This window comes from Pseudomonas abyssi (genome assembly GCF_003444685.1).
Classification (GTDB): Bacteria; Pseudomonadota; Gammaproteobacteria; order Pseudomonadales; family Pseudomonadaceae; genus Halopseudomonas; species Halopseudomonas abyssi.
In genome coordinates this window covers 1-25,237 of record NZ_LMAZ01000003.1, presented here as the reverse complement: position 1 = coordinate 25,237, position 25,237 = coordinate 1, and the positions used below count along the sequence as shown (strand labels likewise).

Here is a 25,237-nt window from a genome sequence, read left to right as displayed (position 1 = left end):
TCGACTCGGCCCATCAAGCATCGCGCAAGCGGTGCGCGGAACGAGCATTGGTACTTTTATTCGGGCGTGAATCACCGCCGTTGTATTGTCCGTCACGCAGGAAGCAGGGGGGCAGTATCGAATCCACGCTGCGGACGGTCGCTACTGGGATGAGCCACAGCCTCCCATTCTGGGCACCGGCTTTCTCAAAGGGGGCGGAGCACGGCAGATCGCCGAGCTGTGGGCGTGGGACGACGAAGACCGTCCCGTGCTGAGTGAGCTGGACGAATCGACCCAGAGCCCCGGGTTGTTTCTGGTGGGGCCGCAGGTGCGTCACGATCCGCTGATCTACTGTTTCGTCTACAAGTTTCGCCAGCGCTTTGCCGCGATAGCTGGCCACATTGCCGAACGCCTGGACATCGACGACGCTGCGTTGCTTGCCGAATATGGGGCCTGGGGGCCCTTCGGTAACAGCGACTGCTGCGAGGATTGCCAATGCTGAGCTCATCCTCCGAACCACAGCTGCCTGGTGTTACCGTCACCTCGGTGCTCTTGATGGCCAGCATCGCGCTCGGGGCGCTGTTTGGGCTCTTGTTGCCGGCGGGCGGCCAATGGCTGGGTGAACGGGTGGACCCTACGTTGCTCGCGTTGGTCACCCTGTTGTTCTTTGGTGTGCGTTTTGGCGCGCTGGTACAGGCCGTCGGCAACCTGCGTTTTCTCGGTATAGCCCTGGTGGCCAACTTCTTGCTGGTGCCCTGGATTGGCTACTGTGTGGCTTCGCTCTTTCTGGCCGACCATCCGCTGATCATGGTCGGGCTGATGATCTATTTTTTGTCGCCTTGCACCGACTGGTTCCTTGGCTTCACGCGGCTGTCCGGCGGCAATGTGTCGCTCGGTACGGCATTGATTCCCCTCAACATGGCGGTTCAGCTGCTGTTGTATCCGTGGTACCTGCAATGGTTCACGCATAACGCTGTGCAGGTCGAGGCGGGGATGATCGGCAGCACCTTGCTGCAGTGGTTCCTGCTGCCGCTAGTAGCTGCAGTGGTCGCCCATCAGCTACTGCGCCTGTGTTTGGGAGCGGCCCGTTTTGAGCGGGTACTTCATCGCGTCGACCAGGCCACGCCTTGGGTCATTGCCCTGCTGGTGATGGAAATCTTTGCCGCCAATATTTCCGTGCTCATGGCGCACCGTGCGGTCTTTGTTTGGGTGTTGCTGGCGGTGTTCGCGTTTTTCGTGCTCACCTTCCTGCTGAGCGAAGGTATCAGTCGCCTGTGTCGGATGCGCTACCCCGAGCACGCACTGCTGACCATGACGGTGGCGGCGCGCAATGCGCCGCTGATGCTGGCGATTACCATGGCCGCGCTACCGGACCAGCCGTTGCTCTACGCTGCCTTGGTAATCGGCATGCTGGTTGAGTTTCTGCATCTGACAGCACTGCGCCGGCTGCTCCTGACTGCCCGCCATCGCTTTCCGCCAGCGGGCAGCCCGCCCGTGGATAATGGCAGCGCACCCTTTCTCGGCCCTGAGGGCGTCACCAGTCGATCATCGCCAGGACGCTCATAAGCTGCGCCAACTGGCTGCCACGACGGGCCAGCGTTTTCTCGAATCACTGACAGAAGGACAATATATGACCAGCAACACCTTCACCGACCAGATGGTCGTCGATAGCGTTCAGCGCTGGTGCGACAACGTCGTGCGCATTGGTCAGATCCACTCGGAAGGCGGCGATGTCACTGCCGCGGCAACGCAGATACTCACCGACACTTACGACTATGACAAAGGCAAGGTGCTGTTCAAACCGACCTTGACCTTCGGCCCGCAGACCTATCGTCCGACCAAGGAGGGAGCGCTCTCGTATTTCATTGGCGGTAACCCCGACTTTCCCGATGACACCGGGTTCAAGCTCAAACCCTGGATGAAGCTCTGGTTCAACAAGCTGGATTACCTGCTGCACGGCGACCTCGCAATCGTTCAATGCAACGTTCATCTGATTGGCGAAGACGACAGTCATATCTTCGTTAACAAGAGTTTTGTCTTCAAGATGTGTGACGACGGTAGGGTGAGGATCGTGCTGCATCAATCATCGCTGCCGTTTCAGCCGCAACCGCAGCCGCAACAGTAACGAGACATCATCGTGTCCGCCCCATTTTGCGCGCTCATCCAGCAGGCAGGTGAGTGCGCTTGCGGGGCGGAATAAGCGCCACGCCAAACCGTTCAGCGAGTTGCTGATAGCGCGTAGAGCTGGCTCGCTCAGCGCCGCCTGCGGGCTGCAGGGTACCGACTGACTAACGGTGTTCGCAGTATCCGGGTGCGGTTTGATTGCGTAAAATGTTATGTTATAACCAATTGTTTGTGGCGAAAGGAGAGCCAGGTGGCTTTGACTGCGAACGAGACGGCGGTGCTGGCTGCGTTGCGTCAGGAGCAGGCGCCGCTTGGGGCATATGCGTTGCTCAGGCGTTTGAGCCGGCCCGGTTTTAATGCGCCGGCGCAGGTGTATCGGGCGTTGGATCGTCTGGTTGCGCGCGGCCTTGTACATCGCCTGGAGTCGCTGAACGCCTACGTGACCTGTGCTGAGCCTGGTGGCTGCAAGCACGGCCTGAGGGTGCTGGCCATTTGTGATTGTTGCGGCAAGGTCAGCGAATTTGTTGACGATAGTCTCAGCCAAAACCTGAGCCATTGGCAGCAACGTCACGCGTTTGCGCCGGGGCAGGCGGCCATTGAGGTGCATGGCCAGTGCGCCAACTGTCTGCAGCAGGCCGACTCGACCCCATGAAGCCGGCGCGATGCGTCTGCCACGCTTTGTACCACCCGATTGATCACTACCGCAGGGCCTTGCGCACAGCAAGAGGGAGACGTGCATGACCGAAGAAGAACTGCTGAAGCAGCCCGATGACGCTTACATGAATGAGCAGCAACAAGCTTTTTTCCACGCTCTGCTGCTCAGCCAACGGGAGGCGCTGCGGGCCCGAATTGATGCAGAGTTCGGTGAGTTGCGCCATTACGAGACCTCGAGCGACCCGGCTGACATTGGCAGCACGGAGGAGGTGCGTCAGGCGCACCTGCGTCTGTTGGAGCGCGAGAAAAAGCTGCTCGACAAAATTGACCATTCGCTGCAGCTGCTGGCCCGTCGCGAATATGGCTGGTGTGCTGAAACCGGAGAGCCGATCGGGCTGGCCCGTCTGCTGTCGAGGCCGACTGCAACCCTGAGCTTCGAGGCAAAGGAGCGGCAGGAAAGCGCGGAACGGCACAGACGAGAACGCTGAACTGATTACCCCGTTGGTAGGGCCGTAACGAGTGCATGCGCTGTTGCCAACCACCTGAACCAAAAGGAAGCAAACCTGATGAATGCCGTACTGCCTGATGTATCCCGCACCGAGGTGTCCTCCCGGCTGTTGCCGCTGGACTGGGTGGGAATGCAGGGCATTGATTTACCCGTTGTGCTGGACGAGTCCGGCGAGCGCCAGACTGTACACGCCCGTGCGGATGTCCATGTCGATTTGCCGCAGCCGCAGGTCAAGGGCATTCACATGTCGCGCCTGTACCGGCTGCTGGATAGCCTCGGTGAAGGCGCGCCGCTGGCACCTGGCAGGTTGCGCGCGGTACTTCAGGAAATGGTCGACAGCCATGCAGATTGCGGCTCGCAGAGCGCACGGCTGGCCCTGCAGTTTGACTTTCTGACGCGCCGCCCGGCGCTGGTGACCGAGGGGCTGGCGGGGTGGAAGTCCTATCCCGTGCGCTTGCAGGCGAGCCTGTCGCGCGGTGTCTTTCAGCTCAATCTGCGTGTCACTGTCGGCTACTCGTCGACCTGCCCCTGTTCGGCCGCGTTGGCCCGTCAGCTGGTGCAGCAGGCGTTTCTGCAGACCTTTGCCGGGCAGACATTGAGTGCGGCGCAGGTGGCGAGCTGGCTGGAGACACATGCCACCCTGGCAACACCGCATAGCCAGCGTAGCGAGGCTGAGGTGGATGTAACGCTCGAGGAGGCGGCGTCCGGACTTGGCTTGCTGTCGCTGGTTGACGAGATCGAGCAGGCGCTCGGGACGCCGGTGCAAACCGCCGTCAAACGGGCGGATGAACAGGCGTTTGCCGCGTTGAACGGACAGAACCTGATGTTCGTCGAGGATGCCGCTCGGCGTATCCAGTCTGCGCCGGGCCTGGCGGGGCTGCAACCGCAGGTCTTTGTTCGCCATATTGAAAGCCTGCACCCGCATGATGCGGTGGCCTGGGCCAGTGGCCCTAGCAGTTTATGAGCCTGCGCTGGCGTGGGGGCGCGTTATGAGTCTGCCTCTGGTACTGCACGATACTCTGACGCGCTCGCGCAAGCCGGTGACCACCAGCACGGCTGATCGGGTCACCCTGTATGTCTGTGGACCGACGGTCTACAACTATGCGCACATTGGCAATGCGCGCCCGGCGGTGGTCTTCGACCTGTTGGCGCGCGTGCTGCGTTGCCACTACCGCGAGGTGGTCTACGCCAGCAACTTCACCGATGTGGACGACAAGATCAACGCCGCAGCGGCGGCCGAAGGGGTGTCGATCAGCGTCATCAGCGAGCGCTACATTGCGGCCTACCAGCAGGACATGCGCTCGCTTGGGGTGCAAACACCGGACCTGCAGCCGCGAGTCACCGAGCATATTCCCGACATCATCGCCTTGATTGAGCGGCTGCTGGAGCGCGGCCATGCGTACCTGGCCGAGGGGCATGTGCTGTTTAATGTGCCGAGTTTTGCTGATTACGGCCAATTGTCCGGGCGCAGCCCACAGGACATGCTGGCGGGCGCCCGGGTAGAGGTTGCGCCCTACAAGCGCGACCCGATGGATTTTGTCCTGTGGAAACCCTCCGTCCCGCAGCAGCCGGGATGGGACAGCCCCTGGGGCCGCGGCCGTCCGGGCTGGCATATCGAGTGTTCCGCGATGATTGGCCGGCATCTGGGGCCGACCATCGATATTCATGGCGGCGGGCAGGACCTGATCTTCCCGCACCATGAAAACGAAGTGGCCCAGGGCACCTGTGCCAACGGCCAGCTGTATTGCCAGCACTGGGTACATAACAGCTTTGTCACCGTCGATGGGCAAAAAATGTCCAAGTCACTGGGCAATGTTCTGCTGGTGCGTGACTTGCTGGAGCTGGCACCGGGCGAGGCGATTCGCCTGGCGTTGTTCAGCACGCACTATCGGCGGCCGTTGAATTGGAGTACTGAGCGCCTGCTGGACGCCAAGCGCACGCTGGCGCGCTTTTATCGCAGCCTGGCGGCAGTGGCCGAGCTTGAGACGCCGCAGAATATGCCGGTCGATGGTGGTGTGCTGCTGGCATTGAGCAGTGATCTGAATGTGCATGCTGCGCTGGAGCGGCTAAACCAGCTGCGCAAGGAGCTGGATACGGCTGCTTCTCCTGCCGCGCGCGCCCTGGCTAAAGGGCGTTTGCTTGCCTCGGCCGCACTGCTGGGCCTGCTGCAGCAACCGCCGGCCGAGGCACTGGCGCAGCTGCAAGCCTCGGAGGCTGAACCGGCATTGCCTGCGGCGGAGATTGACGCGCTGGTCGCTGCCAGGGAGCAGGCGCGACAGCAGGGCGACTATGCCCGGGCCGACGCCTTGCGGGCACAGCTGAATGAGGCCGGCGTGGTGTTGCATGACGCGCCCACCGGAAGTCGCTGGCGGCTAGCCGGAGAGGCTCAGCTATGAAACACCTCGGCGCGCGGCTTGTGGTGCTGCTGGTACGCGGCTATCAGCTGCTCATCAGCCCACTGCTCGGGCCGCGCTGCCGGTTTCACCCGAGTTGTTCGCACTACGTCATCGAGGCGGTGCAAAGCCACGGCGTCATTGTTGGCTTGTGGTTGGGTATCCGGCGCCTGCTGCGCTGTCATCCCCTGCATCCGGGCGGCTATTACCCGGTGCCGCCGGCGAAGCACGCTGCCCCTTGCTGCAGCCATCGCGACACGGAAAAACAAACCAGACCCTGACCCCTGCTTACCAGCATATCCTTAACGAGTTTTGAATCATGACTGTTCCCCGTTCCGTCCAGCCTGTTGTTGTCACTTTGCCTGATGGCTCGCAGCGCACCTTCGACCACCCACCCAGCATCGCCGATGTGGCTGCCAGTATCGGCCCCGGGCTTGCGCAAAATACCCTGGCCGGCAAGGTGGATGGGGTATTGCACGATGCCTGTGATGTGCTGGAGCACGATGCTCATCTGCAGATCATTACCCCGCGTGATCAGGAAGGGGTGGAGATTATTCGCCATTCCTGCGCACATCTGCTCGGTCACGCGCTGAAGCAGTTGTTTCCCTCGGCGCGCATGGTCATCGGCCCGGTTATTGAAGACGGCTTTTACTACGACGTTGCGTTTGAGCGGCCGTTCACGCCCGACGACATGGCACAGATCGAGCAGCGCATGCGCGAGCTGATTGCCACCCACTACCAGGTGATCAAGCGGGTCACCCCACGTGATGAGGTGGTTGAGCTGTTCCGTGAGCGCGGTGAGGACTACAAGCTGCGCTTGATCGACGATATGCCAAGCGAGACCTGCATGGGCCTGTACTTCCACCAGGAGTACGTGGACATGTGCCGTGGCCCGCATGTGCCGAACACGCGTTTTCTCAAACACTTCAAGCTGACGCGTCTGTCCGGTGCCTACTGGCGGGGTGATTCGCGCAACGAGCAGCTGCAACGCATCTATGGCACGGCCTGGGCGGACAAGAAGCAGCTGGATGCCTACCTGCTGCGCCTTGAGGAGGCCGAAAAACGTGATCATCGCAAACTCGGTCGCCAGCTTGACCTGTTCCATTTCCATGAAGATGCTCCGGGCGCGGTGTTCTGGCATCCGCGTGGCTGGGCCGTGTTCCGGCAGTTGATCAGTTACATGCGCCGCCGCCAGCAACAGGCGGGCTACACCGAGGTGAACACGCCGGATGTGATGGACCGCTCGCTCTGGGAAATCTCCGGCCACTGGCACAACTACCGCGATCACATGTTCACCAGCGAGACCGAAGATGGCCGCGCCCTGGCGCTCAAGCCGATGAACTGCCCCGGCAGCGTGCTGCTCTATCGTCATGGCCTGAAGAGCTACCGCGACTTGCCGATTCGCATGGGCGAGTTTGGCAAGGTGCATCGCTATGAACCCTCGGGCGCGCTGCATGGACTCTTGCGGGTTCGTCACTTTACCCAGGACGACGCGCACATTTACTGCACACCGCAGCAGATGGATGAGGAGTGCCGTGCGGTGGTGGCGCTGGTGCTGGATATCTACCGCGAATTCGGCTTTGACGACGTTCGCATCAAGTTGTCTACCCGCCCGGACAACCGGATGGGCAGCGAGGCCACCTGGGATCGATTGGAAGGGGCGCTGGTCCAGGCGCTGGATGCCATGCAGCTGAGCTATGACCTCAATCCGGGCGAGGGTGCCTTCTACGGCCCCAAACTGGAGTTTGTGCTGCGCGATGCCATCGGCCGCGACTGGCAGTGCGGCACCCTGCAGGTCGACATGAACCTGCCGGAGCGCTTCGGCATCGAGTACGTCGACGAGGATGGCAGTCGTCAGCGGCCGGTCATGCTGCACCGTGCCCTGTTCGGCTCGCTGGAACGTTTTATCGGCATCCTGCTGGAACATCACGCCGGCAAGCTGCCCGCCTGGCTTGCGCCTGTGCAGGCAGTGGTCTTGCCCATCACCGATGCGCATGGCAGCTACGCCAGCGATGTCGCCGCCTGGTTGCGGGCCGCTGGCCTGCGGGTCGAGGTTGACCTGCGTAACGAGAAGATTGGCTACAAGATTCGCGAGCAGACCCTGCAACGCATCCCTTTCCTGCTGGTGGCCGGTGCCCGTGAGTGCGCTGAAGGGACGGTTGCGGTACGTGATCGTGACGGCGAGGACCTCGGCAGCATGCCACTGGCCGACGCGCTGGCTTATCTGCAGCAGGCCGCCAGCGCGCCGGATGCACCGCTTAGCCGCGCGGCGAACGCCTCGGTGCGCGAGCGTTTGGGCCTGCAATCAACCGCAAACCACAGGGAGTAACCGATGGATACCGCCGACATCCCCGCAAGTTACCAGCAGTGGCGGCACTGCATCACCGTCACCTGCGCGCAACCCTTGACCCTGAGCTACATTGAGGCGCGTATCGCCGCCCTGCAGGCCCCCAACGATCATATGACCACGCGTTTTGTCGCGCTTTATGGCGAGGCACAACGCCAGCAGACGCTGGTCTGGTTCAAGCGTGCTCGCGAAGAGCTGCAGGTATCAGGTGGCGAGGTGGCCGATGCGCGCTGAGCTGCTGATTCATGGCGCGCGGGTGGTTACGCCCAATGGCGTCGAGACCCTCGATATCGCCTGCCGCGATGGCAAGATCGTCGGGCTGGGCGATTTGCACGGCCACTGGCAGACCGACGAGGTGCTGGTTGCGCGCGGGTTGCATGTACTGCCGGGTGTGATCGACACCCAGGTGCACTTCCGCGAGCCCGGGCTGACCCACAAGGAGGATATCGAGGCGGGCACCCGAGGGGCTGTGCTGGGCGGGGTGACTGGGGTGTTCGAGATGCCCAACACCAACCCGCTGACGCTCTGGGAGGCTGACCTGAACGCCAAGCTGCAGGCCGCCGAGGGCCGAGCCTGGTGCGATTATGCGTTCTATATCGGTGGTTCGCAGATCAACGCCACGCAGTTGGCGGACCTGGAACGGCTGCCAGGCTGTGCCGGCGTCAAGGTGTTTATGGGCAGCTCGTTCGGTGATCTGCTGGCAGATGAAGACGCGGTACTGCGACAGATTCTCCAGCACGGTCAGCGGCGCTTGTCTGTGCATGCAGAAGATGAGGCGCGCCTGCGCGAGCGCAAGGCGCTGGTCGAGGCCAGTGGCGATGTGCGCGATCATCCGCAGTGGCGTGACATGGAAAGCGCCTTCAAGGCGACCCGGCGCATCGTCGCCCTGGCCAGGGAGACCGGGCGCCGCCTGCACGTGCTGCATGTCACCACCGCGCAGGAAATGGCCTTTCTTGCCCAGCACAAGGATCGAGTGACTGTAGAGACCACGCCGCATCACCTCAGTATGGTGGCGCCGGACTGCTATGAACGCTTGGGCAGCCTGGCGCAAATGAATCCTCCGGTACGCGAGTTCGTCCATCAGCAGGCGCTCTGGCAGGCCATCCGCAACGGGGTGGTCGATGTGATCGGCAGCGACCACGCACCGCATACATTGGAGGAAAAGAGCCAGCCTTATCCCAATTCGCCCAGCGGCATGACCGGCGTGCAGACGCTGCTGCCGATGATGCTTGAACATGTGCACGCCGGGCGGCTCAGCCTGCAGCGCCTGGTCGATCTCACCAGTGTCGGGCCGGCGCGGATCTTCGGCATCGAAGGCAAAGGGCGCATTGCCTTGGGTTATGACGCCGACCTGACGCTGGTTGATCTGGGCGCCCAACGCACCATCAACAACAGCTGGATTGCCAGTCGCAGCGGCTGGACCCCCTACGATGGCGTACGCGTGACCGGCTGGCCTATTCACACCGTGGTGCGCGGCCACCTGGCCGTGCGCGACGAGCAGCTCAGCGAGCGCCCGCAAGGGCGCCCCATCCGTTTTCTTGACGTACCGGCCGTTGCTTCACCGGGCGCAGACCTTACCAGCACTGGAGATACCTGATGAACAACACGCCCGATAACGACGCCGCGCAGGCGCTGAACTTCGCCCCTCGCACCTCGGTAGAGCAGGTCGAGGAGGGGCATGAGCTGGCCCCCAAGTTCGACAGCGATGGGCTGATCGCCTGCGTGACCACCGATGCCGACAGCGGCGAAGTGCTGATGCTTGGCTACATGAACCGCGAAGCGCTGGAGCGCACCATTCTCACCGGTGAGGCGCATTACTGGAGCCGCTCGCGCCAGGTGCTGTGGCACAAGGGCGCGACTAGCGGCTTGATCCAGCGGGTGGTGGAAATGCGCATTGACGATGACCAGGATGCGGTCTGGCTGCGGGTGGCGCTGAGCGCCGGCACACACGCCGCGCCGGCCAGTTGCCACGTCGGTTACCGCAGCTGCTTTTATCGTACCGTCGAGCTGAAAACCGGGCGTATCGGCTACGCAGAGCAGGAAAAGACCTTTGATCCGCTCAAGGTCTACGGCGACGCGCCTAACCCGACGTTGCTGTAGCCTCGCTACTGGGCCGCTGCGCTGGCGGCCCTGGTTAATGCAGGCCGGTTTCTACCCTGTTCTCCCTTACGGGTTTAAAACCGATGTGGATCCCCCCGCTCCGTCAGACATCCCTGGCCTGTGTATTCAGCAGCGGCGAAATTGCCATGAACGCCGAAGGTCATTCCCCCTAACTGCAAGGATAAAGCGGTCCGGCAGATGCTGGACCGACGCCAGCCGGCCCCGGCCGTTATGGCAGGCGAGCCTGCACGGGCTTCGCCGGAATCACCGAACCTAGCCATGGGGGTATGGCCATCAGTAGCGTCCGCACCTACCGGGGCGCATCTGGCGTTGGTGCTCGATCTTCTTTCACAGCAGATGATCAGTGGATCTACTAACGTGGCGACCGAGTGCTTTTGCTCGTCGGCTAGCGCGCGCTTGGTGACACATGAGTGTAGGCCCGTCTGGCAGCAATCGTCGCTTGGATCCCAGAGTCGATTCAGTGATTTGAAAACAATTCTCAAAGAATGATTTGCATCAACTAACGTATGTCTCGGTGCTGATACATTCAATAGCGTCAGTATTCGACTTTACGGCTGTTTATTAATGGTCGTTTGAACGGATTTGCCCTTGCCTGTGCGTCGCGTCAGGGGTGAATACGGACAGGGCTTCATTCTTCTGGAGGTGTCCAATGGACAGTGCACCCGAGCTAGAGAAAGATAAGAGCCAGGATCTGGCTTCCCGTTTTCCTACCGCGTATTCGATTCTTTTCCTTCTTATCATTCTGATGGCCGGTCTCACCTGGATCATGCCGGCAGGCAAGTTTGACCGCGAGATGAACGAGGCGGTTGGGCGTGAGGTCGCGGTCGCCGGGACTTACCATGAAGTCGAGCCGAATCCGCAAGGCCTCGTCGAAGTGATGCTGGCACCCGGTGCGGGTTTCTATGATCCGGACAGTTATGCTGCCAATGCAATCGATGTGGCGCTGTTCGTGCTCTTTCTTGGGGGCTTTCTTGGGGTAGTGAACGCCACGGGCGCCATTGATACGGGCATCCGCTCGGCGATGGTGCATCTGAAGGGCCACGAGATCTGGATGATCCCGATACTCATGAGCCTGTTTGCCATTGGTGGTACGACCTATGGCATGGCTGAGGAGACGCTGGCGTTCTATGCCTTGCTGATACCCGTGATGATGGCGGCCGGGTATGACTCGGTTACTGGCGTGGCGATCATTCTGGTCGGTGCCGGCATTGGCGTGCTTGGCTCGACAATCAACCCGTTCGCGACGGTCATTGCGGCTAATGCGGCGGGTATTCCGTTCACTGACGGGATTATCCCCCGGTTCGTGATTCTGCTCGGCGGGCTGGTGATCTGCATCGCCTACGTGATGGCGTATGCCCATCGCGTCAAACAGGACCCGTCCAGGTCGGCGGTGGCCAAGCAGCTTGAGGAGCACAAGGCCTTTTTCCTCAAGCGTCAGGCGGCCGAGGAGCATAGTGATCACCTGACCGGCATTCAGTCGGTGGTGCTCGTGCTGTTTGCGCTGACCTTCGCGGTGATGATCTGGGGCGTTTCATCGCAAGGCTGGTGGATGGCGCAGATGGGCGCGCTGTTCCTCGGGTCTGCAATTGTGATCGGCGTGATTGCGCGCCTGGGCGAGAAGGGCCTGACCAACCATTTTGTTGACGGCGCCAGAGAGCTGCTGGGTGTGGCATTGGTTGTCGGGTTGGCGCGCGGGATTGTGGTGATTATGGAAAACGGGCTGATCGCAGACACCATGCTGCACAGCGCAGCGCAGGCGCTGGACGGGGTTGGCGGGTTGGCTTTTGTCAATCTGATGTTCTGGATTGAGGCGGCTATGAGCTTTCTGGTGCCTTCATCTTCCGGACTGGCCGTGCTGTCGATGCCCATTCTTGCTCCTCTGGCCGATTTCGCAGGCGTAGGGCGCGACCTCGTCGTAACTGCCTATCAGTCTGCAAACGGGCTGGTGAACTTCATTAATCCGACCTTTGCCGTCGTGGTTGGCGGGCTTGCCATTGGCCGGGTTTCCTACGACCGCTGGCTGGTTTTCATCTGGCCTCTTTTGCTTATTTTGATCCTGTTCATAACCGTCGTTCTGAGCATTTCCACCCTGCTTTGAGCGTTTCACCAATGGAATAGGGAGAAATGGATATGTCTGTACAAGAGCTTGGTGTGCATTCTGAAACGGGGCGTCTGCGTCAGGTAGTAGTCTGCCGGCCTGGTTTGGCGCACCGTCGCTTGACCCCTGGTAACTGCCAGGAGTTGCTGTTTGATGATGTGTTTTGGGTAAAGCAGGCTCAAAAGGATCACGACGTCTTTACCCAGGCGATGCGCAACGAAGGGGTGGAGGTGTTGGACGTCAACACCCTGCTGGCAGAAACCCTCGATCATGCCGAGGCGCGCAGCTGGGTGCTCGATCACCGTATTACCGCAGACCAGGTAGGCGTGGGTGCGAAAGCGGAGCTGACCAGCTGGATGACAGAGATTCCGAGCGAGCTGCTGGCGACGCACCTGCTCGGTGGCTTGACGGTAGAAGAGCTGCCATTTGAGCCTTCGGGGCTGTTCGGCAGTTACATCGGGCACCAGGGCTTTGTATTGCCGCCGTTGCCAAACGCGCTTTTTACCCGGGACAACAGCGCCTGGATCTATGACGGTGTCGTGGTCAACCCCATGTACTGGAATGCCCGCCGCCCGGAGACGCTGCTCAATACCGCTATTTACAAGTTCCACCCGAACTTTGCCGGTCGCACCAAGATTCACTGGGGCGACCCGACGGTCGACCACGGGCTGGCGACCCTCGAAGGGGGCGACATCATGCCGGTTGGCAACAAGACGGTACTGGTTGGCATGGGTGAGCGCTCCTCGCCGCAGGCCGTCGGCCAGTTGGCGCAGGCTCTGTTCGCCAAAGGTGTGGTCGAGCGCGTGCTGGCTTTCCGCATACCCAAGTCCCGTTCGGCCATGCATCTGGACACCGTTTTCACCCTGTGCGGTGGCGATGTGGTGACAACCTTCAAGGAAGTGGCGGATGAACTGGTGTGCTACGACATCCGCCCCGGGAATGTTGAAGGCGCACTGGATTTCCGTCAGGACCCGCGGCCGATCTTCGAGATCGTGGCCGAGGTGCTTGGCTTCAGCAAGCTGCACATTGTGCCCACGGGCGGCGCTACCGAGGAGGAGCGGGCCCGTGAACAGTGGAATGATGGCAACAACGTGGTGGCGCTTCGCCCCGGCGTGGTCATCGCCTATGACCGCAATGACGATACCAATGCCGAACTGAAGGCAGCCGGCATTGAGGTGCTGGAGATTCCTGGCGCCGAGCTTGGCCGTGGTCGTGGCGGCGGCCATTGCATGAGCTGCCCAACCGCACGCGACCCGGTTTGAACAGGACAGGAGACGACAGATCATGGCATTCAATCTGAAAAATCGCAGCTTTCTGACGCTGCGCGACTACACGCCGAAAGAAATCGCTTTTCTGCTGAAGTTGGCAGCCGATCTCAAGGCGGCCAAGTACGCCGGTACCGAGCGTCCTGGCCTGCAGGGCAAGGATATTGCGCTCATTTTTGAAAAGAGCTCCACCCGAACCCGCGTTGGGTTCGAGGTGGCCGCCTACGATCAGGGTGCCAGAGTGACCTATCTCGGGCCGTCCGGGAACCACATTGGTCACAAGGAAACGGTCAAGGATACCGCGCGGGTGCTTGGCCGAATCTATGACGCCATCGAGTACCGAGGGTTTGGGCAAGAGGTGGTGCAGACGCTGGCCGATTACTCGGGTGTTCCGGTCTACAACGGGCTGACGGACGAGTTTCACCCGACCCAGATTCTGGCTGACTTCCTCACCATGCAGGAGCATGTCGACAAACCGTTGCATCAGGTTGCCTACGCCTTTCTCGGCGATGCGGGCAACAACATGGGTGACAGTCTGCTGATCGGTGGCGCCAAAATGGGCATGGATGTGCGCCTTTGTGCCCCGCGTGCCTGCTGGCCTGAAGAGAGCGTGCAGCGTGAAGCACGAGCAATCGCAGAGCAGACGGGTGCGCGTCTCACGCTGACCGAGGCCGTGGATGAGGCGGTGCAGGGGGTGGATTTCGTCTACACCGATGTCTGGGTCTCCATGGGTGAGGCCAAGGAGAAGTGGGCAGAGCGTATCAAGTTGCTCAAGCCCTATCAGGTCACCCGCGAGGTGATGGAGAAGACCGGTAATCCGCGCGCCTGCTTTATGCATTGTCTGCCTGCCTTCCACAATGCTGAAACCACTGTCGGGGCCGAGATCCAGCGCGAATTCGGCCTCGATTGCATGGAAGTGACGGAGGAGGTGTTCGAGAGCCCGGCATCCATCGTGTTCGATCAGGCGGAAAACCGAATGCACACCATTAAAGCGGTTCTGGTCGCGACCCTGGGAGGCTAGCATGCTGATCGTCGTTGCTCTGGGGGGCAATGCTCTGCTCAAGCGGGGAGAGGCCATGACCGCAGAGACCCAGCGGGCCAACGTAAACAAGGCCGCTGCCGCGTTGGCGGAGCTGATCAAGGAAGGCCATCAGATAGTGATCACCCATGGCAACGGGCCGCAGGTCGGCCTGTTGGCCCTGCAGGGTGCAGCCTATCGCCCCGATGGCGCTGACCCGCTGGACGTACTGGGCGCGGAGACCGAAGGCATGATCGGCTATATGATCGAACAGGAGCTGGAAAATGCCATTGATCACCAGAAACCGGTCGCAACGCTGCTGACCCAGGTGGTGGTGGATCTGGCTGATCCGGCGTTTCAAAAGCCGACCAAGTTTGTCGGGCCGGTGTACGACAAAGCCGAGGCCGAGCGCAGGGCGTCTGCTGCCAACTGGTCGATCGCGCAGGATGGTGACAAGTGGCGCCGCGTGGTCCCGTCGCCGGCGCCCCTTGAAATTCCCGACCTGTCGGTGCTGAAAATCCTGCTGCGCAATGATGTGATTGTCATCTGCGCGGGGGGTGGTGGCATTCCCGTGGTACGTCGGCGCGATGGAAGCCTTGTTGGCGTGGAGGCAGTCATCGACAAGGATGCGGCCAGCGCACTGCTTGCAGAGCAGATAGATGCCGATGCGTTGCTTCTGTTGACCGATGTTGACGCGGTATACCGTGATTTTGGTACGCCGCAGGCCCAACGGGTGATTGCTCTGAGCGTGGATGATCTCGACCACATCAGCCTGCCGGCGGGCTCGATGTTGCCAAAGGCAAAGGCCGCAGCGCGGTTCGCAGGAACCGGCAAGATCGCCGCTATCGGCCGTCTGGAGGATGCGTCAAGCATTCTGCGAGGGAGCGCCGGGACGCGAATCGGCTGACGGTAACCGGGCTACTCCGTCAGAAAAAAGAGGGCCTTGGCGCAAGCCAAGGTCCTTTTTTTTGTGCCCTGGTTACCCTCGCGATAATCCTATGCGTCGCACCGAGTCAGCGAATCATTAGCCTGTGCTGACGCTTTCTGCCTCAATTTCTACCCTTGTTCCCGTCGCCATCTCGCGCAATGATCAGGTTGTCGCGGCAGTGTACCGCGTCCCCGGATTGGTCCGGGTCCAATGACAAGGAGTGGGTATGGCGGCGGCTGTGAGTTCGCAGGGTGAATGGCGCAACTGGTCAGGGGCGCAGCGTGCGATGCCTGGGCGTTGGTGGCGTCCGGGTAACGAGGACCAGCTGGTTGCGCTGTTGCAGGGCTCGACCGGTGAGGTTCGGGTGACCGGGGCGGGGCATTCGTTCAGTGCACTGTGCAAAACGGCAGGGCATCTGGTTTCTCTTGATCATCTGAGCGGGCTGGTATCCCACGACGCTGAACGGCTGACGGCCACTGCGATGGCTGGCACGCCGTTGCATGAGTTGGGCTGTGTGCTTTGGCCGCTCGGGCAGGGACTGATCAATCAGGGCGATATTGATGCGCAGTCGCTGGCGGGCGCCTGCGGTACTTCGACTCACGGCACCGGGCTGGGCTTGGGGTCGTTCTCTGCACTGGTGCGTGGACTGCGGCTGGTGACGCCGAGCGGTGAGGTGATCGACGCTGATTCCGCGCACAATGCGGACATTCTGCAGGCGGGGGCAACTTCGCTTGGTGCGCTGGGCGTGATCACCCAGATCACCCTGCAAAACCGACCCAATTATCACCTGGCGGAGCGCGAGTACCTGCTGCCGCTGGCTGAGGTGCTGAGCTGTTTTGAGGGGCTTGCACGGAATAACCGCCACGCCGAGTTCTGGGCGTTTTTCCGCACCGACAGGGCTGTCGTGAAGGTACTGAACGAGTCAACCGAGCCGCCGACCCCACAGCCCCGTTTTAATCTGCCGGTCGACAAGGTGCTGGATATCACCTCACGGATTGCCCACGGGGTGGCAGGCGCAGATGCGTTGATGCAGCGGTTGTTGATCGCGCTGCACTCGGAGGTGCGTCGAGTCGGGCGCTCCTACCAGATTTTCCCTAGCCCGCGGGCGTCGCGCTTCAATGAAATGGAATACGAGCTGCCGTTGGCACGCGGACTGGAATGCGTGGAAGAGGTGCTGACGACGGTGCAACGCTCGTCGCTGCGCACCTTGTTTCCGCTGGAGTACCGCACGGTGGCGGCAGATGAGGCTTGGCTCTCGCCGTTCTACGGGCGTGACAGCGCGTCCATCTCGATTCATCAGCATGTCTGCACGGATTACCGCCCGCTGTTCAACCTGGTGGAGCCCATATTCTGGAAGTACGGCGGGCGGCCCCATTGGGGCAAGTTGCATTCGCTGGATGCGGTGCGACTGGCGGAGCTGTATCCGCGCTGGGATGACGCTCGCCGCGTACGTGAGCAACTGGACCCGCAAGGGCAGATGCTCAACGATCACTTGCGCACGCTGCTGGTGATGCCATGACAGGACACAATGCGTACTTCGGCCAACTGCAGGCCGCCTTGCAGCAGGAAGGTGAGTTGCTGCCGCGGCTGATCGTCGATCTGGATCGTCTGGATCACAATATTGATCAGGCGGTGGCCTTTGCCACGCAGACCGGCAAGACGTTGCGGCTGGTGGAGAAGTCGCTGCCGTCGTTCCAACTGCTTGATTATATTGCCCGGCGAGCGGGCACCCGGCGGTTGATGTCGTTTCACCAACCCTTTCTCAACCTCGACGCCCAGCATTGGCCGGATGCCGACATTCTGCTCGGCAAGCCAATGCCGGCGGCGCTCGCGGAGCGGTTCTATCAATCGCTTACGGGCGGCTTTGAGCCGCAGCGCCAGTTGCAGTGGCTGATCGACTCTCCCGAGCGGCTCAAACAGTATCTGGGGCTGGCGCAGCGCCTGGGGTTGCGGCTTAACGTGAATCTGGAGCTGGATGTTGGCCTGCGCCGGGGCGGTGTGCCGCCAGGGCAGGCGGGCGCATTGATGCTGAGTGCGCTGCTGCAGCGTATTGCGCAGCACCCGCAGCACCTGAGGTTTACCGGGTTTATGGGCTACGAGCCGCATGTGGCCATGCTGCCACGTCTGTTTGGCAGGCCCGAACGCCTGCTGGCGCAGGCCATGGCGACGTACCAGGCCCGGGTGGAACAGGTGCAGCGTGAGGCGCCGGCGCTCTGGGCGCAGGCACTGGCTGCAGACGGTCAGCCGCCGCTGACGTTGAACACCGCGGGTAGCCCAACCTATCGACTGCACGATCAGGAGCAGGTCAGCAACGAGCTGGCGCTGGGCAGTGGGCTGCTTAAACCCACGCACTTCGATCTGCCAAGCCTGGCCGGGCATCTACCGGCTTTGTTCATTGCCACCCCGGTGCTCAAGGCGACAGGTGCCTTCACGCTGCCCGGCGCAGGGTGGCTGCCAGCGCTCATCTCGCGGCTGGCCGGGCGTGGCAAACAGGCGCTGTTTATCTACGGCGGCAACTGGCTGGCTGAACCCGTCTCACCCGCCGGGCTGACGGCGAGTGGTTTGTACGGCACCAGCTCCAATCAGCAAGTCTTGCTGGCGCCGACGGATACGGCGCTGCAGGTGGATGATCTGGTGTTCATGCGCCCTACGCAGAGCGAGGCGGTGCTGCTGCAGTTTGGCGACTTGCTGGCCGTGCGAGCGGGCAGGGTGGTGGGTCATTGGCCGGTATTTGCTAATCAGTAATGGCCGCTGCTGGCCCCTTTTTAGGGCGCGTTTTAGCGCGCTGCGCGCTGCTCTGGCTCTTGGCCTTGCAGCGCGCATTGACTGGCGGCCTGCTTCGGGCGACGCTATTGGCTATAAAAAGGACTGGTAGTGCTGGAAGCAGTATGGCTTTTTTCTCATTTTCCACACGGGATTACCCAGAAGTTCAGCGGCTGGAAGCGGCCCAAGACGTGTATGCGGCCGTAGCCAATATCGCAGTATCCACACCGCGCGACATGGTGCCCTTTGTCGAAACGCGGGTGCGCCTGTTGCCGGGCATCACCATTGCCCTGACCCAGTCCTCCCCCTTGCTAGTGCAGCGGCGCGAAGCGCAGCTACAAGACGGCAACGACGACGTTGCTCTGCTGATCAACCCCACCGGACAAAACAGCTGGCTGACCGAGCTGGCAGGCGTCGGCGAGGTTCAGTGCGCGCCGGGCACGGGGTGCTTCGGTTTTAATGACCGGCCTGGCGATATCGTGTTTGCCGGCACAACCAACTGGATGCTAAACATCACCTTCTCGCGGGCACTGATAGGCGAGATGACGGCGGATCTGGAGCGTCGCTATAAGACGCCCCGGCTGGCGCGTGAAGGGCACGCGCTACTGGCAGGGACGGCGCTTGAGCTGCTGCGCCTGAGCGAGGAAGACGCGCCCCTTGATGTACTACAGTGCTCCAACCAGTTGCTTGACCTGGCCGCTCTGGCGGTCGGCGCGCCGCGGGACATGGCCGTGCTGGCGCGTCAGCGCGGTCTTAAGCAGGCGCGTATGCGCGCGCTCAAGGCTGATTTGCTGGTTAACCTGCATCACGAAAAGCTGTCGCTGTCCTGGGTAGCGGCGCGCCACGGCGTCTCGCCCGGATACGTGCGTGCCATGTTTGAGCAGGAAGGCACCAGCTTCACCGATTATCTGCTGGAACTGCGTCTGCAACGGGCGCTGCACTGCCTGCGTAGCCCGGTGCATGTGGCGCGCAGCATTACCGAAATCGCCTACTCCCTCGGCTTTAATAACCTGTCCTGGTTTTACCGCGCCTTCAAACGCCGGTTTGGCTTTCCTCCGGGGGAGGCCCGCGAGGCTTGACCCCCTGCGCCAGAGCCGCGTCAGCTAATCAATTGGTGTGGCGCTGAGTGGAAGCCGCGCGCCCTCTCTGATTGCTACCGTTCCCGCTTTAGAGCGAGTGTGCTGGGGAGGGAACCGTGCAAAAACAACAGGTGAAAAACGGGTTGCAGGCTATGTGTCTGTTGGGCGCTCTAGCAGCTGGGGGGCTGCAAGCCGCAGAAACCGCCGGTGGCGCGCTGCGCGACCTCGAAACCAGGCCGCTTGATCTGCCGCCCGAACCACCAGCAGACACGCCCATTCTGACGCCACCACCAGCCAACGAGCAGGCCGCCGGCGGCCAGACCGTCAACATCCTGGGCTTTCGCTTCACGGGCAACACCGCCTTCAGTGATGACCAACTGGCCGCCGTACTGCTCGACCTGTCCGGCCAAGCCCTCACCCTTGGGCAACTGCAACAGGCCGCCGACCGGATTACCGCCTGGTATCGCCAGCACGACTGGCTGCTCGCCCGCGCCATCCTGCCCCCGCAAAAAATTGATGACGGCTACCTGACCATTCAAATCGTCGAAGGCAAATACGATCAGGTTCGACTCAACAACCAGAGCGAGCTGCCGGACCGCCTTTTGCAAAACGCCACCCGAGGCCTGAACGCCGGCGACGGGGTGCGCGCCGGCGCACTGGAAAACGCGCTGATGAGCCTCGATGCGCTGCCCGCCAGCCAGGTCAACTCGCGCCTGTCTCGCGGTGAGCAGGTCGGTACCAGCGCATTGGACATTGACGTAAACGACCTGCCAGCGCTGAGCGGGCAACTGTCGCTCGACAACTATGGCAACACCTACAACGGCGAATACCGACTGACCGGTGGCCTTGCCATCGCCAATCCCTTCGGGCTGGGTGACAGCCTGCAACTGCAGGCGCTGGTCTCCGACGGCGACCAAAAATACTTGAGCACCCAATACGAATTGCCAGTCGGCCCGTGGAACACCCGTGTCGGGCTTGGCCTGTCCTGGCTGGAATACGAACTGGGCAAGGACTTCGACAGCCTGAACGCCAAGGGCAAAGCCGCCACCGGCAGCGTGTTTGCCAGCCAGAACTGGTGGCAGCAACGGCGCTGGGGGGTGTCCAGCCGCATCGAATGGCGCTACCGCGATCTGGAAGATGAGCAGCTTGGTGTCGCCAGCGAGAAAACCCTGCGCAGCGTCACCCTTGATCTGGTCAACGGCTACTGGCGTGATGACCTGCTGGGCGGCAGCGCCAACAGCTATCGCCTGAGCTGGACCCACGGCGAGCTGTCGATGGACAGCCCCTACGCTGTCGCCTCCGACTTTTACGGTACCGAAGGCCGCTACCACAAGGTCAACCTGGCATTGCTGCGCCAGCAGCGTCTCAGCCCGCGCTTCACCCTGAACATGAACCTGCGTGGCCAACTGGCCGACGGCAACCTGGATTCCGTAGAGAAGATGAGCCTCGGCGGTGCCTACGGCATCCGTGCCTTCCCGCAAGGTGAAGCCTCCGGCGACGAGGGCTGGCTGGCCAGTACCGAACTGCGCTACGCCCTTAGCAGCCAGTGGCAACTGGGTGCCTTCCTGGAAGCAGGTGAAATCACCTACAACAAGGACCCGCTAGCGATCGGTGATCGTCACCGCAACCTCGCCGGTGCCGGCGTTGCCGCCTACTGGCGACCGCATCACCAGTGGCAGATCAGCGCCACCGCAGCCACCTCGCTGGATGGCGAAGAGGCCGTCAGTGATGAACCGGAAGACGTTTACCTCTGGGGCCAGATCCAGTGGATGTTCTAGATCCGCAGACTGCCAACACACGGTAAACAGCACGCACCAGCCGCCAGAAAGGAATTCACCATGACCCGCACACGCCCCAACTTCGCCCCCACCGCCCTGGCCATCGCCATCAGCTTGATCTCGGCCAATCTGCACGCTGCTGACCTACCCACCGGCGGCAACATCGTCGGTGGCTCCGGCAGCATCAGTCAGGATGGCAACAGCCTGAACGTGCAGCAGAACAGCGACAAGCTGATCACCAACTGGGACAGCTTCGACATTGGTGCGGGTAATACGGTCAACTTCTATCAGCCGGGCAGCAACTCGGTAGCGTTGAACCGGGTGATTGGTGAAGACGCCTCGGCGATCTACGGCAACCTCAATGCCAACGGCAAGGTATTTCTGGTCAACCCCAACGGTGTGTTGTTTGGCGAGGGTGCCGCGGTCAACGTGGGGGCGCTGGTGGCCTCAACCCTGAGCCTGTCTGACCAGGACTTTAACGACGGCAATTACCAGTTTCAGGGTGACGGCAACAACGCCGCCGTGATCAACCGTGGCAGCATCACTGCCGACGGCGGCGCGGTCGCCCTGCTCGGCGGGCAGGTCAGCAACCACGGCATTATCCAAGCCAATCAGGGCACGGTCGCACTGGCCGCCGGCGACAAAATCACCCTGGACTTTGCCGGTGACGGCCTGCTCAACGTCACCGTCGATGAAGGCACAATCGACGCGCTGGTCGAGAACCACCAACTGGTTCGCGCCAACGGCGGCCAGGTAGTGATGACCGCCAACGCCACCAACGCCCTGCTACAAACCGTGGTCAACAACACCGGCATCATCGAAGCGCAAACGCTGGACAACCAGAGCGGCACCATTGTGCTCAAGGGCGGGTTTAACGGCGGCACGGTTAATGTGGCCGGCACGCTGGACGCCTCTGCCCCGGACAGCGGCGACGGCGGTTTTATCGACACCTCCGGCGCCCACGTCAAAATCGCCGGCGGCACCCAGGTCACCACCAAAGCCAACAACGGCACCACCGGTGAATGGCTGATCGACCCGACCGACTTCACCATCAGCGCCAGCAGCGACGCCCTGACCGACAGCGGCATTGGTGCTGCTACCCTCAGCGCTAATCTGGAAAACAACAACGTTACCCTGGCCACCGTCGACGGCGGCACCGAAGCCGGTGATATGTACGTCAACGGCGCAGTGAGCTGGAACGCCGACCACACCCTCAGCCTGAACGCCCACAACAACATCCATATCAATGAAGCCATCACCGCCACCAACGGCGGCCTGACCCTCAACGCCGGTGGCAATATCAGCGCTGACGGCGCGGTGAACGTCGGCACCTTTAATCTGCAAAGCGGCGCCTGGAGCCAGTTGGTCAGCAATCTTGCCGATTTCTCGGCCAGGGACTTCCGCCTCAATACCGCCAATGCCCGCTTCCTGCGCGCCAACGGCGGTGACGGTAGCGAGGGCAACGCCTACCAGATTGTTGATCTCTACGGCCTGCAGGGCATGGCCTCACGCAGCCTGTTGAGCAGCCACTTTGCGCTGACCAACGATATCGACGCCAGCGGCACCACCAACTGGAATGGTGGTGCGGGCTTTGTGCCTATTGGGAACGGGACTAACAATTACACCGGCAGCTTTGATGGCCAGGGCCATAGCATCAATGGCCTTACCATCAACCGCCGACGTACCAATGAAGTCGGCCTGTTTGGGGTGATCTCTGCTAGCCAGATCAGCAATATAGGGCTGACTAACGCCACCATTACTGGACAGAGCCGAGTAGGTGGACTGGTGGGTCAGGGGCTTAATAACAGCCGTATAAGCTACAGCTCGGTACAAGGCGATATTAGTGCTTATCTGAACGGTGGAGGGCTGACAGGAAACTTCGCCGGCACCATTGAGCACAGCCATAGTGCCGGCGCCGTATATGCCACTGAAGTATCTGGCGGACTAGTGGGATGGCTAGTCGGGCAGATCAGCGACAGCTACTCCACCGCCAGTGTGAAAGGCGACTTCGGGGGCGGGCTGGTCGGCATTATGAATGGAGGGCAAATCAGTCGAAGCTATGCCACCGGGCAGGTAAAAGAATATATTTTTGGTTCGATCGGAGGGCTAATAGGTAGCATGCGTAGTGGCACCATCACCAACAGCTACTGGAACACCGACACCAGCGGACAGGCCAGTGCCGCGGGTTTAGGCAGCTCCACCGGCACCACCGGCCTCACCACCGCGCAGATGTTCGATGCCGCCAACTTCAGCGGTTTCGATTTTGCTGGCACCTGGGCCAATGCCAACAATCAGACAACCCCCTACCTGCGCGCTCTGGCCGGCAACCGGGTGTTCAATAAAAACGACCTGCCCACCGGCACCATCGACGCCACTAACCGCCCGGCGCTCTATACCGTGATCCAGAACGTGGAGCAGTTGCAGGCCATGCGCGACGACGTTACGGCCAACTACCTGCTGGGCAATCATATCGACGCCTCCGCCACCGCCGGCTGGAATGGCGGCGCGGGGTTTGTGCCCGTTGGGGATGGGGCTAACCGTTATGCCGGCAGCTTTGATGGCCTAGGCCATACCCTTAGCAATCTCACAATCGACCGAAGTAGTACGGATTTTGTTGGCTTGTTCGGCGCTACCGCCAGCGGCAGCATGATCCGCGATATTGGGCTGGTAGGTGGCAGCGTCTCCGGCCGTAACCATGTCGGCGGGCTGGTCGGAGTCAGCTCAGGCACCATTAGCAACGCTTATGCCACTGACAGCGTTGAGGGCAGCGGAAGAGTCGGCGGACTGGTCGGATTTAACCAATCGGGAACCCTCAACGATGCCTATGCCACCGGCGACGTTGAGGGTAGTAGTGAGGATGTCGGCGGGCTGGTCGGGCTCAACCAATCGGGAACCATTAGCAACGTCTATGCCACCGGTAGTGTTAAGGGCGCTGACAGAGTCGGCGGGCTGGCCGGAGCCAACCAATCGGGAACCATCAGCGACGCTTATGCCACCGGCAGCGTCTCCGGCCGTGAATACGTCGGCGGGCTGGCCGGATACAACTACAGTACCATCAGCAACGCCTATGCCACCGGCAGCATTGAGGGCATTACATTTGTCGGCGGGCTGCTTGGATACAACACAGGAACCATTAACAACCTATATGCCACCGGCAGCGTTAAGGGCAGTAGTTTCTCCATCGGTGGGCTGGTCGGATACAACTATTTGGCAACCATCAGCAACGCCTATGCCACCGGCAGCGTTAAGGGCGGTGACCTCGTCGGCGGGCTGGTCGGATCCAACGGGGGAACCATCAGTAACGCCTATGCCACCGGCAGCGTTAAGGGTAAGAACGCCGTCGGCGGGCTGGTCGGTTATACGTCGTCGGGAACCATCAGCAACGCCTATGCCACCGGCAGCGTTGAGGGCAGTGAGACTTCCACCGGCGGGCTGGTCGGATCCAACGGGGGAACCATCAGTAACGCCTATGCCACCGGCAGCGTTAAGGGCAGTGATGCCTACGTCGGCGGGCTGGTCGGTTTTAACCGATCGGGAACCATCAACGACGCCTATGCCACCGGAAGCGTTTCAGCTACTGACTCAGCCGGCGGGCTGGTTGGATACAGTTTTGACAGCAGCACCATTACCAACAGCTACTGGAATATTGACACCAGCGGCAAAGCCAACGCAGTGGGGTTAAACAACAGCGGCAGTACCAACGGCATCACCGGCCTCACCACCGCACAAATGCTGCAAGCCGATAGCTTCACTGGCTGGGATATTGATGCACAAGGCGGCACGGGCACGGTCTGGCGCATCTACGAAGGTTATACCGCCCCACTGCTGCGCAACTTTTTGACCGCCCTTGAGGTGACCGGCGACACCACAACGACGACCTACAACGGTACCGAGCAGACCGGCGGCTGGAGCACCACGGGCGAGTACGATGCTGATCGAATCTTTGGCCAGGCCAGCGGCGGCGGGCGTAACGCTGGCACCTACAACATCGACATGAGCGGTCTGTACTCCGATCAGCAAGGTTACGACCTGATCACCACCAACGGCACCCTGACCATCAACAAGGCCCAGGCCACCGTCACCGCCAACAGCGGCACCACCACCTATAACGGCGCCGAGCAGAGTGTTGACGGCTTCACCGTTGATGGGCTGGTTAACGGCGAGAATGCCAGTGTACTGACC

The 25,237-nt window shown here is 61.4% G+C and carries 21 protein-coding genes; all 21 read left to right on the top strand.

The window, feature by feature from the left end:
- Positions 1-85: 85 nt before the first annotated feature.
- The gene (locus ASB58_RS10645) at positions 86-481 is read left to right on the top strand and encodes an NAD(P)-binding domain-containing protein (protein ID WP_202974624.1); all 396 of its coding nucleotides are present in this window, start codon (positions 86-88) and stop codon (positions 479-481) included.
- Positions 475-1,545, top strand: a complete 1,071-nt coding sequence (locus ASB58_RS10640) for an arsenic resistance protein (RefSeq protein WP_118130624.1) — start codon at positions 475-477, stop codon at positions 1,543-1,545. The genes ASB58_RS10645 and ASB58_RS10640 overlap by 7 nt, the downstream gene beginning before the upstream one ends.
- 64 nt (positions 1,546-1,609) lie before the next feature.
- Positions 1,610-2,104, top strand: coding sequence for a metal-independent carbonic anhydrase family protein (locus ASB58_RS10635; protein WP_118130622.1), 495 nt, complete (start codon positions 1,610-1,612; stop codon positions 2,102-2,104).
- Between the two features lie 249 nt (positions 2,105-2,353).
- Complete coding sequence (locus tag ASB58_RS20375) at positions 2,354-2,755, top strand: Fur family transcriptional regulator (protein WP_118130620.1); 402 nt, start codon at positions 2,354-2,356, stop codon at positions 2,753-2,755.
- 85 nt (positions 2,756-2,840) lie between these two features.
- Positions 2,841-3,245, top strand: coding sequence for a TraR/DksA C4-type zinc finger protein (locus tag ASB58_RS10625; RefSeq protein ID WP_118130617.1), 405 nt, complete (start codon positions 2,841-2,843; stop codon positions 3,243-3,245).
- A 78-nt stretch (positions 3,246-3,323) separates the two neighbouring features.
- Positions 3,324-4,229, top strand: coding sequence for a GTP cyclohydrolase FolE2 (folE2, locus tag ASB58_RS10620; protein ID WP_118130615.1), 906 nt, complete (start codon positions 3,324-3,326; stop codon positions 4,227-4,229).
- Between the two features lie 25 nt (positions 4,230-4,254).
- On the top strand, positions 4,255-5,661 hold the full coding sequence (gene cysS / locus ASB58_RS10615) for a cysteine--tRNA ligase (protein ID WP_118130613.1): 1,407 nt from the start codon (positions 4,255-4,257) through the stop codon (positions 5,659-5,661).
- Positions 5,658-5,939, top strand: a complete 282-nt coding sequence (gene yidD, locus ASB58_RS10610) for a membrane protein insertion efficiency factor YidD (RefSeq protein ID WP_118130611.1) — start codon at positions 5,658-5,660, stop codon at positions 5,937-5,939. Before cysS ends, yidD begins: the two co-directional genes overlap by 4 nt.
- 38 nt (positions 5,940-5,977) lie before the next feature.
- Positions 5,978-7,987 (top strand): threonine--tRNA ligase, encoded by a 2,010-nt coding sequence (thrS, locus tag ASB58_RS10605; protein WP_118130609.1) that lies wholly within the window; start codon positions 5,978-5,980, stop codon positions 7,985-7,987.
- 3 nt (positions 7,988-7,990) lie between these two features.
- Positions 7,991-8,239: a hypothetical protein gene (locus tag ASB58_RS10600; protein ID WP_118130607.1), complete on the top strand. Its 249-nt coding sequence runs from the start codon at positions 7,991-7,993 to the stop codon at positions 8,237-8,239.
- Positions 8,229-9,602, top strand: a complete 1,374-nt coding sequence (locus ASB58_RS10595) for a dihydroorotase (RefSeq protein WP_118130605.1) — start codon at positions 8,229-8,231, stop codon at positions 9,600-9,602. The genes ASB58_RS10600 and ASB58_RS10595 overlap by 11 nt, the downstream gene beginning before the upstream one ends.
- The gene (hisI, locus tag ASB58_RS10590; protein ID WP_118130603.1) at positions 9,602-10,105 is read left to right on the top strand and encodes a phosphoribosyl-AMP cyclohydrolase; all 504 of its coding nucleotides are present in this window, start codon (positions 9,602-9,604) and stop codon (positions 10,103-10,105) included. Before ASB58_RS10595 ends, hisI begins: the two co-directional genes overlap by 1 nt.
- A 670-nt stretch (positions 10,106-10,775) precedes the next feature.
- The gene (locus tag ASB58_RS10585; protein WP_118130601.1) at positions 10,776-12,224 is read left to right on the top strand and encodes a YfcC family protein; all 1,449 of its coding nucleotides are present in this window, start codon (positions 10,776-10,778) and stop codon (positions 12,222-12,224) included.
- 32 nt (positions 12,225-12,256) lie between these two features.
- Positions 12,257-13,486, top strand: coding sequence for an arginine deiminase (locus tag ASB58_RS10580; protein WP_118131135.1), 1,230 nt, complete (start codon positions 12,257-12,259; stop codon positions 13,484-13,486).
- 22 nt (positions 13,487-13,508) lie between these two features.
- Complete coding sequence (gene argF / locus ASB58_RS10575) at positions 13,509-14,510, top strand: ornithine carbamoyltransferase (RefSeq protein ID WP_118130599.1); 1,002 nt, start codon at positions 13,509-13,511, stop codon at positions 14,508-14,510.
- 1 nt (position 14,511) lies between these two features.
- Positions 14,512-15,414: a carbamate kinase gene (arcC, locus tag ASB58_RS10570; protein WP_118130597.1), complete on the top strand. Its 903-nt coding sequence runs from the start codon at positions 14,512-14,514 to the stop codon at positions 15,412-15,414.
- A gap of 247 nt (positions 15,415-15,661) precedes the next feature.
- Entirely contained in the window at positions 15,662-16,954 is a 1,293-nt protein-coding gene (locus tag ASB58_RS10565) for an FAD-linked oxidoreductase, L-gulonolactone oxidase family (protein ID WP_118130595.1), read from the top strand.
- A complete protein-coding gene (locus tag ASB58_RS10560) occupies positions 16,951-18,180 on the top strand; it encodes an alanine racemase (protein WP_118130593.1) in 1,230 nt (409 codons plus the stop codon). Before ASB58_RS10565 ends, ASB58_RS10560 begins: the two co-directional genes overlap by 4 nt.
- Before the next feature lie 143 nt (positions 18,181-18,323).
- A complete protein-coding gene (locus ASB58_RS10555) occupies positions 18,324-19,277 on the top strand; it encodes a helix-turn-helix transcriptional regulator (protein WP_181977920.1) in 954 nt (317 codons plus the stop codon).
- 116 nt (positions 19,278-19,393) lie between these two features.
- A complete protein-coding gene (locus ASB58_RS10550; RefSeq protein WP_147336820.1) occupies positions 19,394-21,055 on the top strand; it encodes a ShlB/FhaC/HecB family hemolysin secretion/activation protein in 1,662 nt (553 codons plus the stop codon).
- Positions 21,056-21,115: 60 nt separating this feature from the next.
- Positions 21,116-25,237: beta strand repeat-containing protein (locus ASB58_RS10545; protein ID WP_118130587.1), on the top strand; the 4,122-nt coding region annotated here is incomplete at its 3' end.

Coding starts and splice junctions, on each gene's coding strand:
- yidD (WP_118130611.1), top strand. CDS start 5,658: ATGAAACACCTCGGCGCGCGGCTTGTGGTGCTGCTGGTACGCGGCTAT.
- ASB58_RS10625 (WP_118130617.1), top strand. CDS start 2,841: ATGACCGAAGAAGAACTGCTGAAGCAGCCCGATGACGCTTACATGAAT.
- ASB58_RS10585 (WP_118130601.1), top strand. CDS start 10,776: ATGGACAGTGCACCCGAGCTAGAGAAAGATAAGAGCCAGGATCTGGCT.
- arcC (WP_118130597.1), top strand. CDS start 14,512: ATGCTGATCGTCGTTGCTCTGGGGGGCAATGCTCTGCTCAAGCGGGGA.
- hisI (WP_118130603.1), top strand. CDS start 9,602: ATGAACAACACGCCCGATAACGACGCCGCGCAGGCGCTGAACTTCGCC.
- cysS (WP_118130613.1), top strand. CDS start 4,255: ATGAGTCTGCCTCTGGTACTGCACGATACTCTGACGCGCTCGCGCAAG.
- argF (WP_118130599.1), top strand. CDS start 13,509: ATGGCATTCAATCTGAAAAATCGCAGCTTTCTGACGCTGCGCGACTAC.
- ASB58_RS10565 (WP_118130595.1), top strand. CDS start 15,662: ATGGCGGCGGCTGTGAGTTCGCAGGGTGAATGGCGCAACTGGTCAGGG.
- thrS (WP_118130609.1), top strand. CDS start 5,978: ATGACTGTTCCCCGTTCCGTCCAGCCTGTTGTTGTCACTTTGCCTGAT.
- ASB58_RS10595 (WP_118130605.1), top strand. CDS start 8,229: ATGCGCGCTGAGCTGCTGATTCATGGCGCGCGGGTGGTTACGCCCAAT.
- ASB58_RS10560 (WP_118130593.1), top strand. CDS start 16,951: ATGACAGGACACAATGCGTACTTCGGCCAACTGCAGGCCGCCTTGCAG.
- ASB58_RS10635 (WP_118130622.1), top strand. CDS start 1,610: ATGACCAGCAACACCTTCACCGACCAGATGGTCGTCGATAGCGTTCAG.
- ASB58_RS10555 (WP_181977920.1), top strand. CDS start 18,324: ATGGCTTTTTTCTCATTTTCCACACGGGATTACCCAGAAGTTCAGCGG.
- folE2 (WP_118130615.1), top strand. CDS start 3,324: ATGAATGCCGTACTGCCTGATGTATCCCGCACCGAGGTGTCCTCCCGG.
- ASB58_RS10640 (WP_118130624.1), top strand. CDS start 475: ATGCTGAGCTCATCCTCCGAACCACAGCTGCCTGGTGTTACCGTCACC.
- ASB58_RS10600 (WP_118130607.1), top strand. CDS start 7,991: ATGGATACCGCCGACATCCCCGCAAGTTACCAGCAGTGGCGGCACTGC.
- ASB58_RS10580 (WP_118131135.1), top strand. CDS start 12,257: ATGTCTGTACAAGAGCTTGGTGTGCATTCTGAAACGGGGCGTCTGCGT.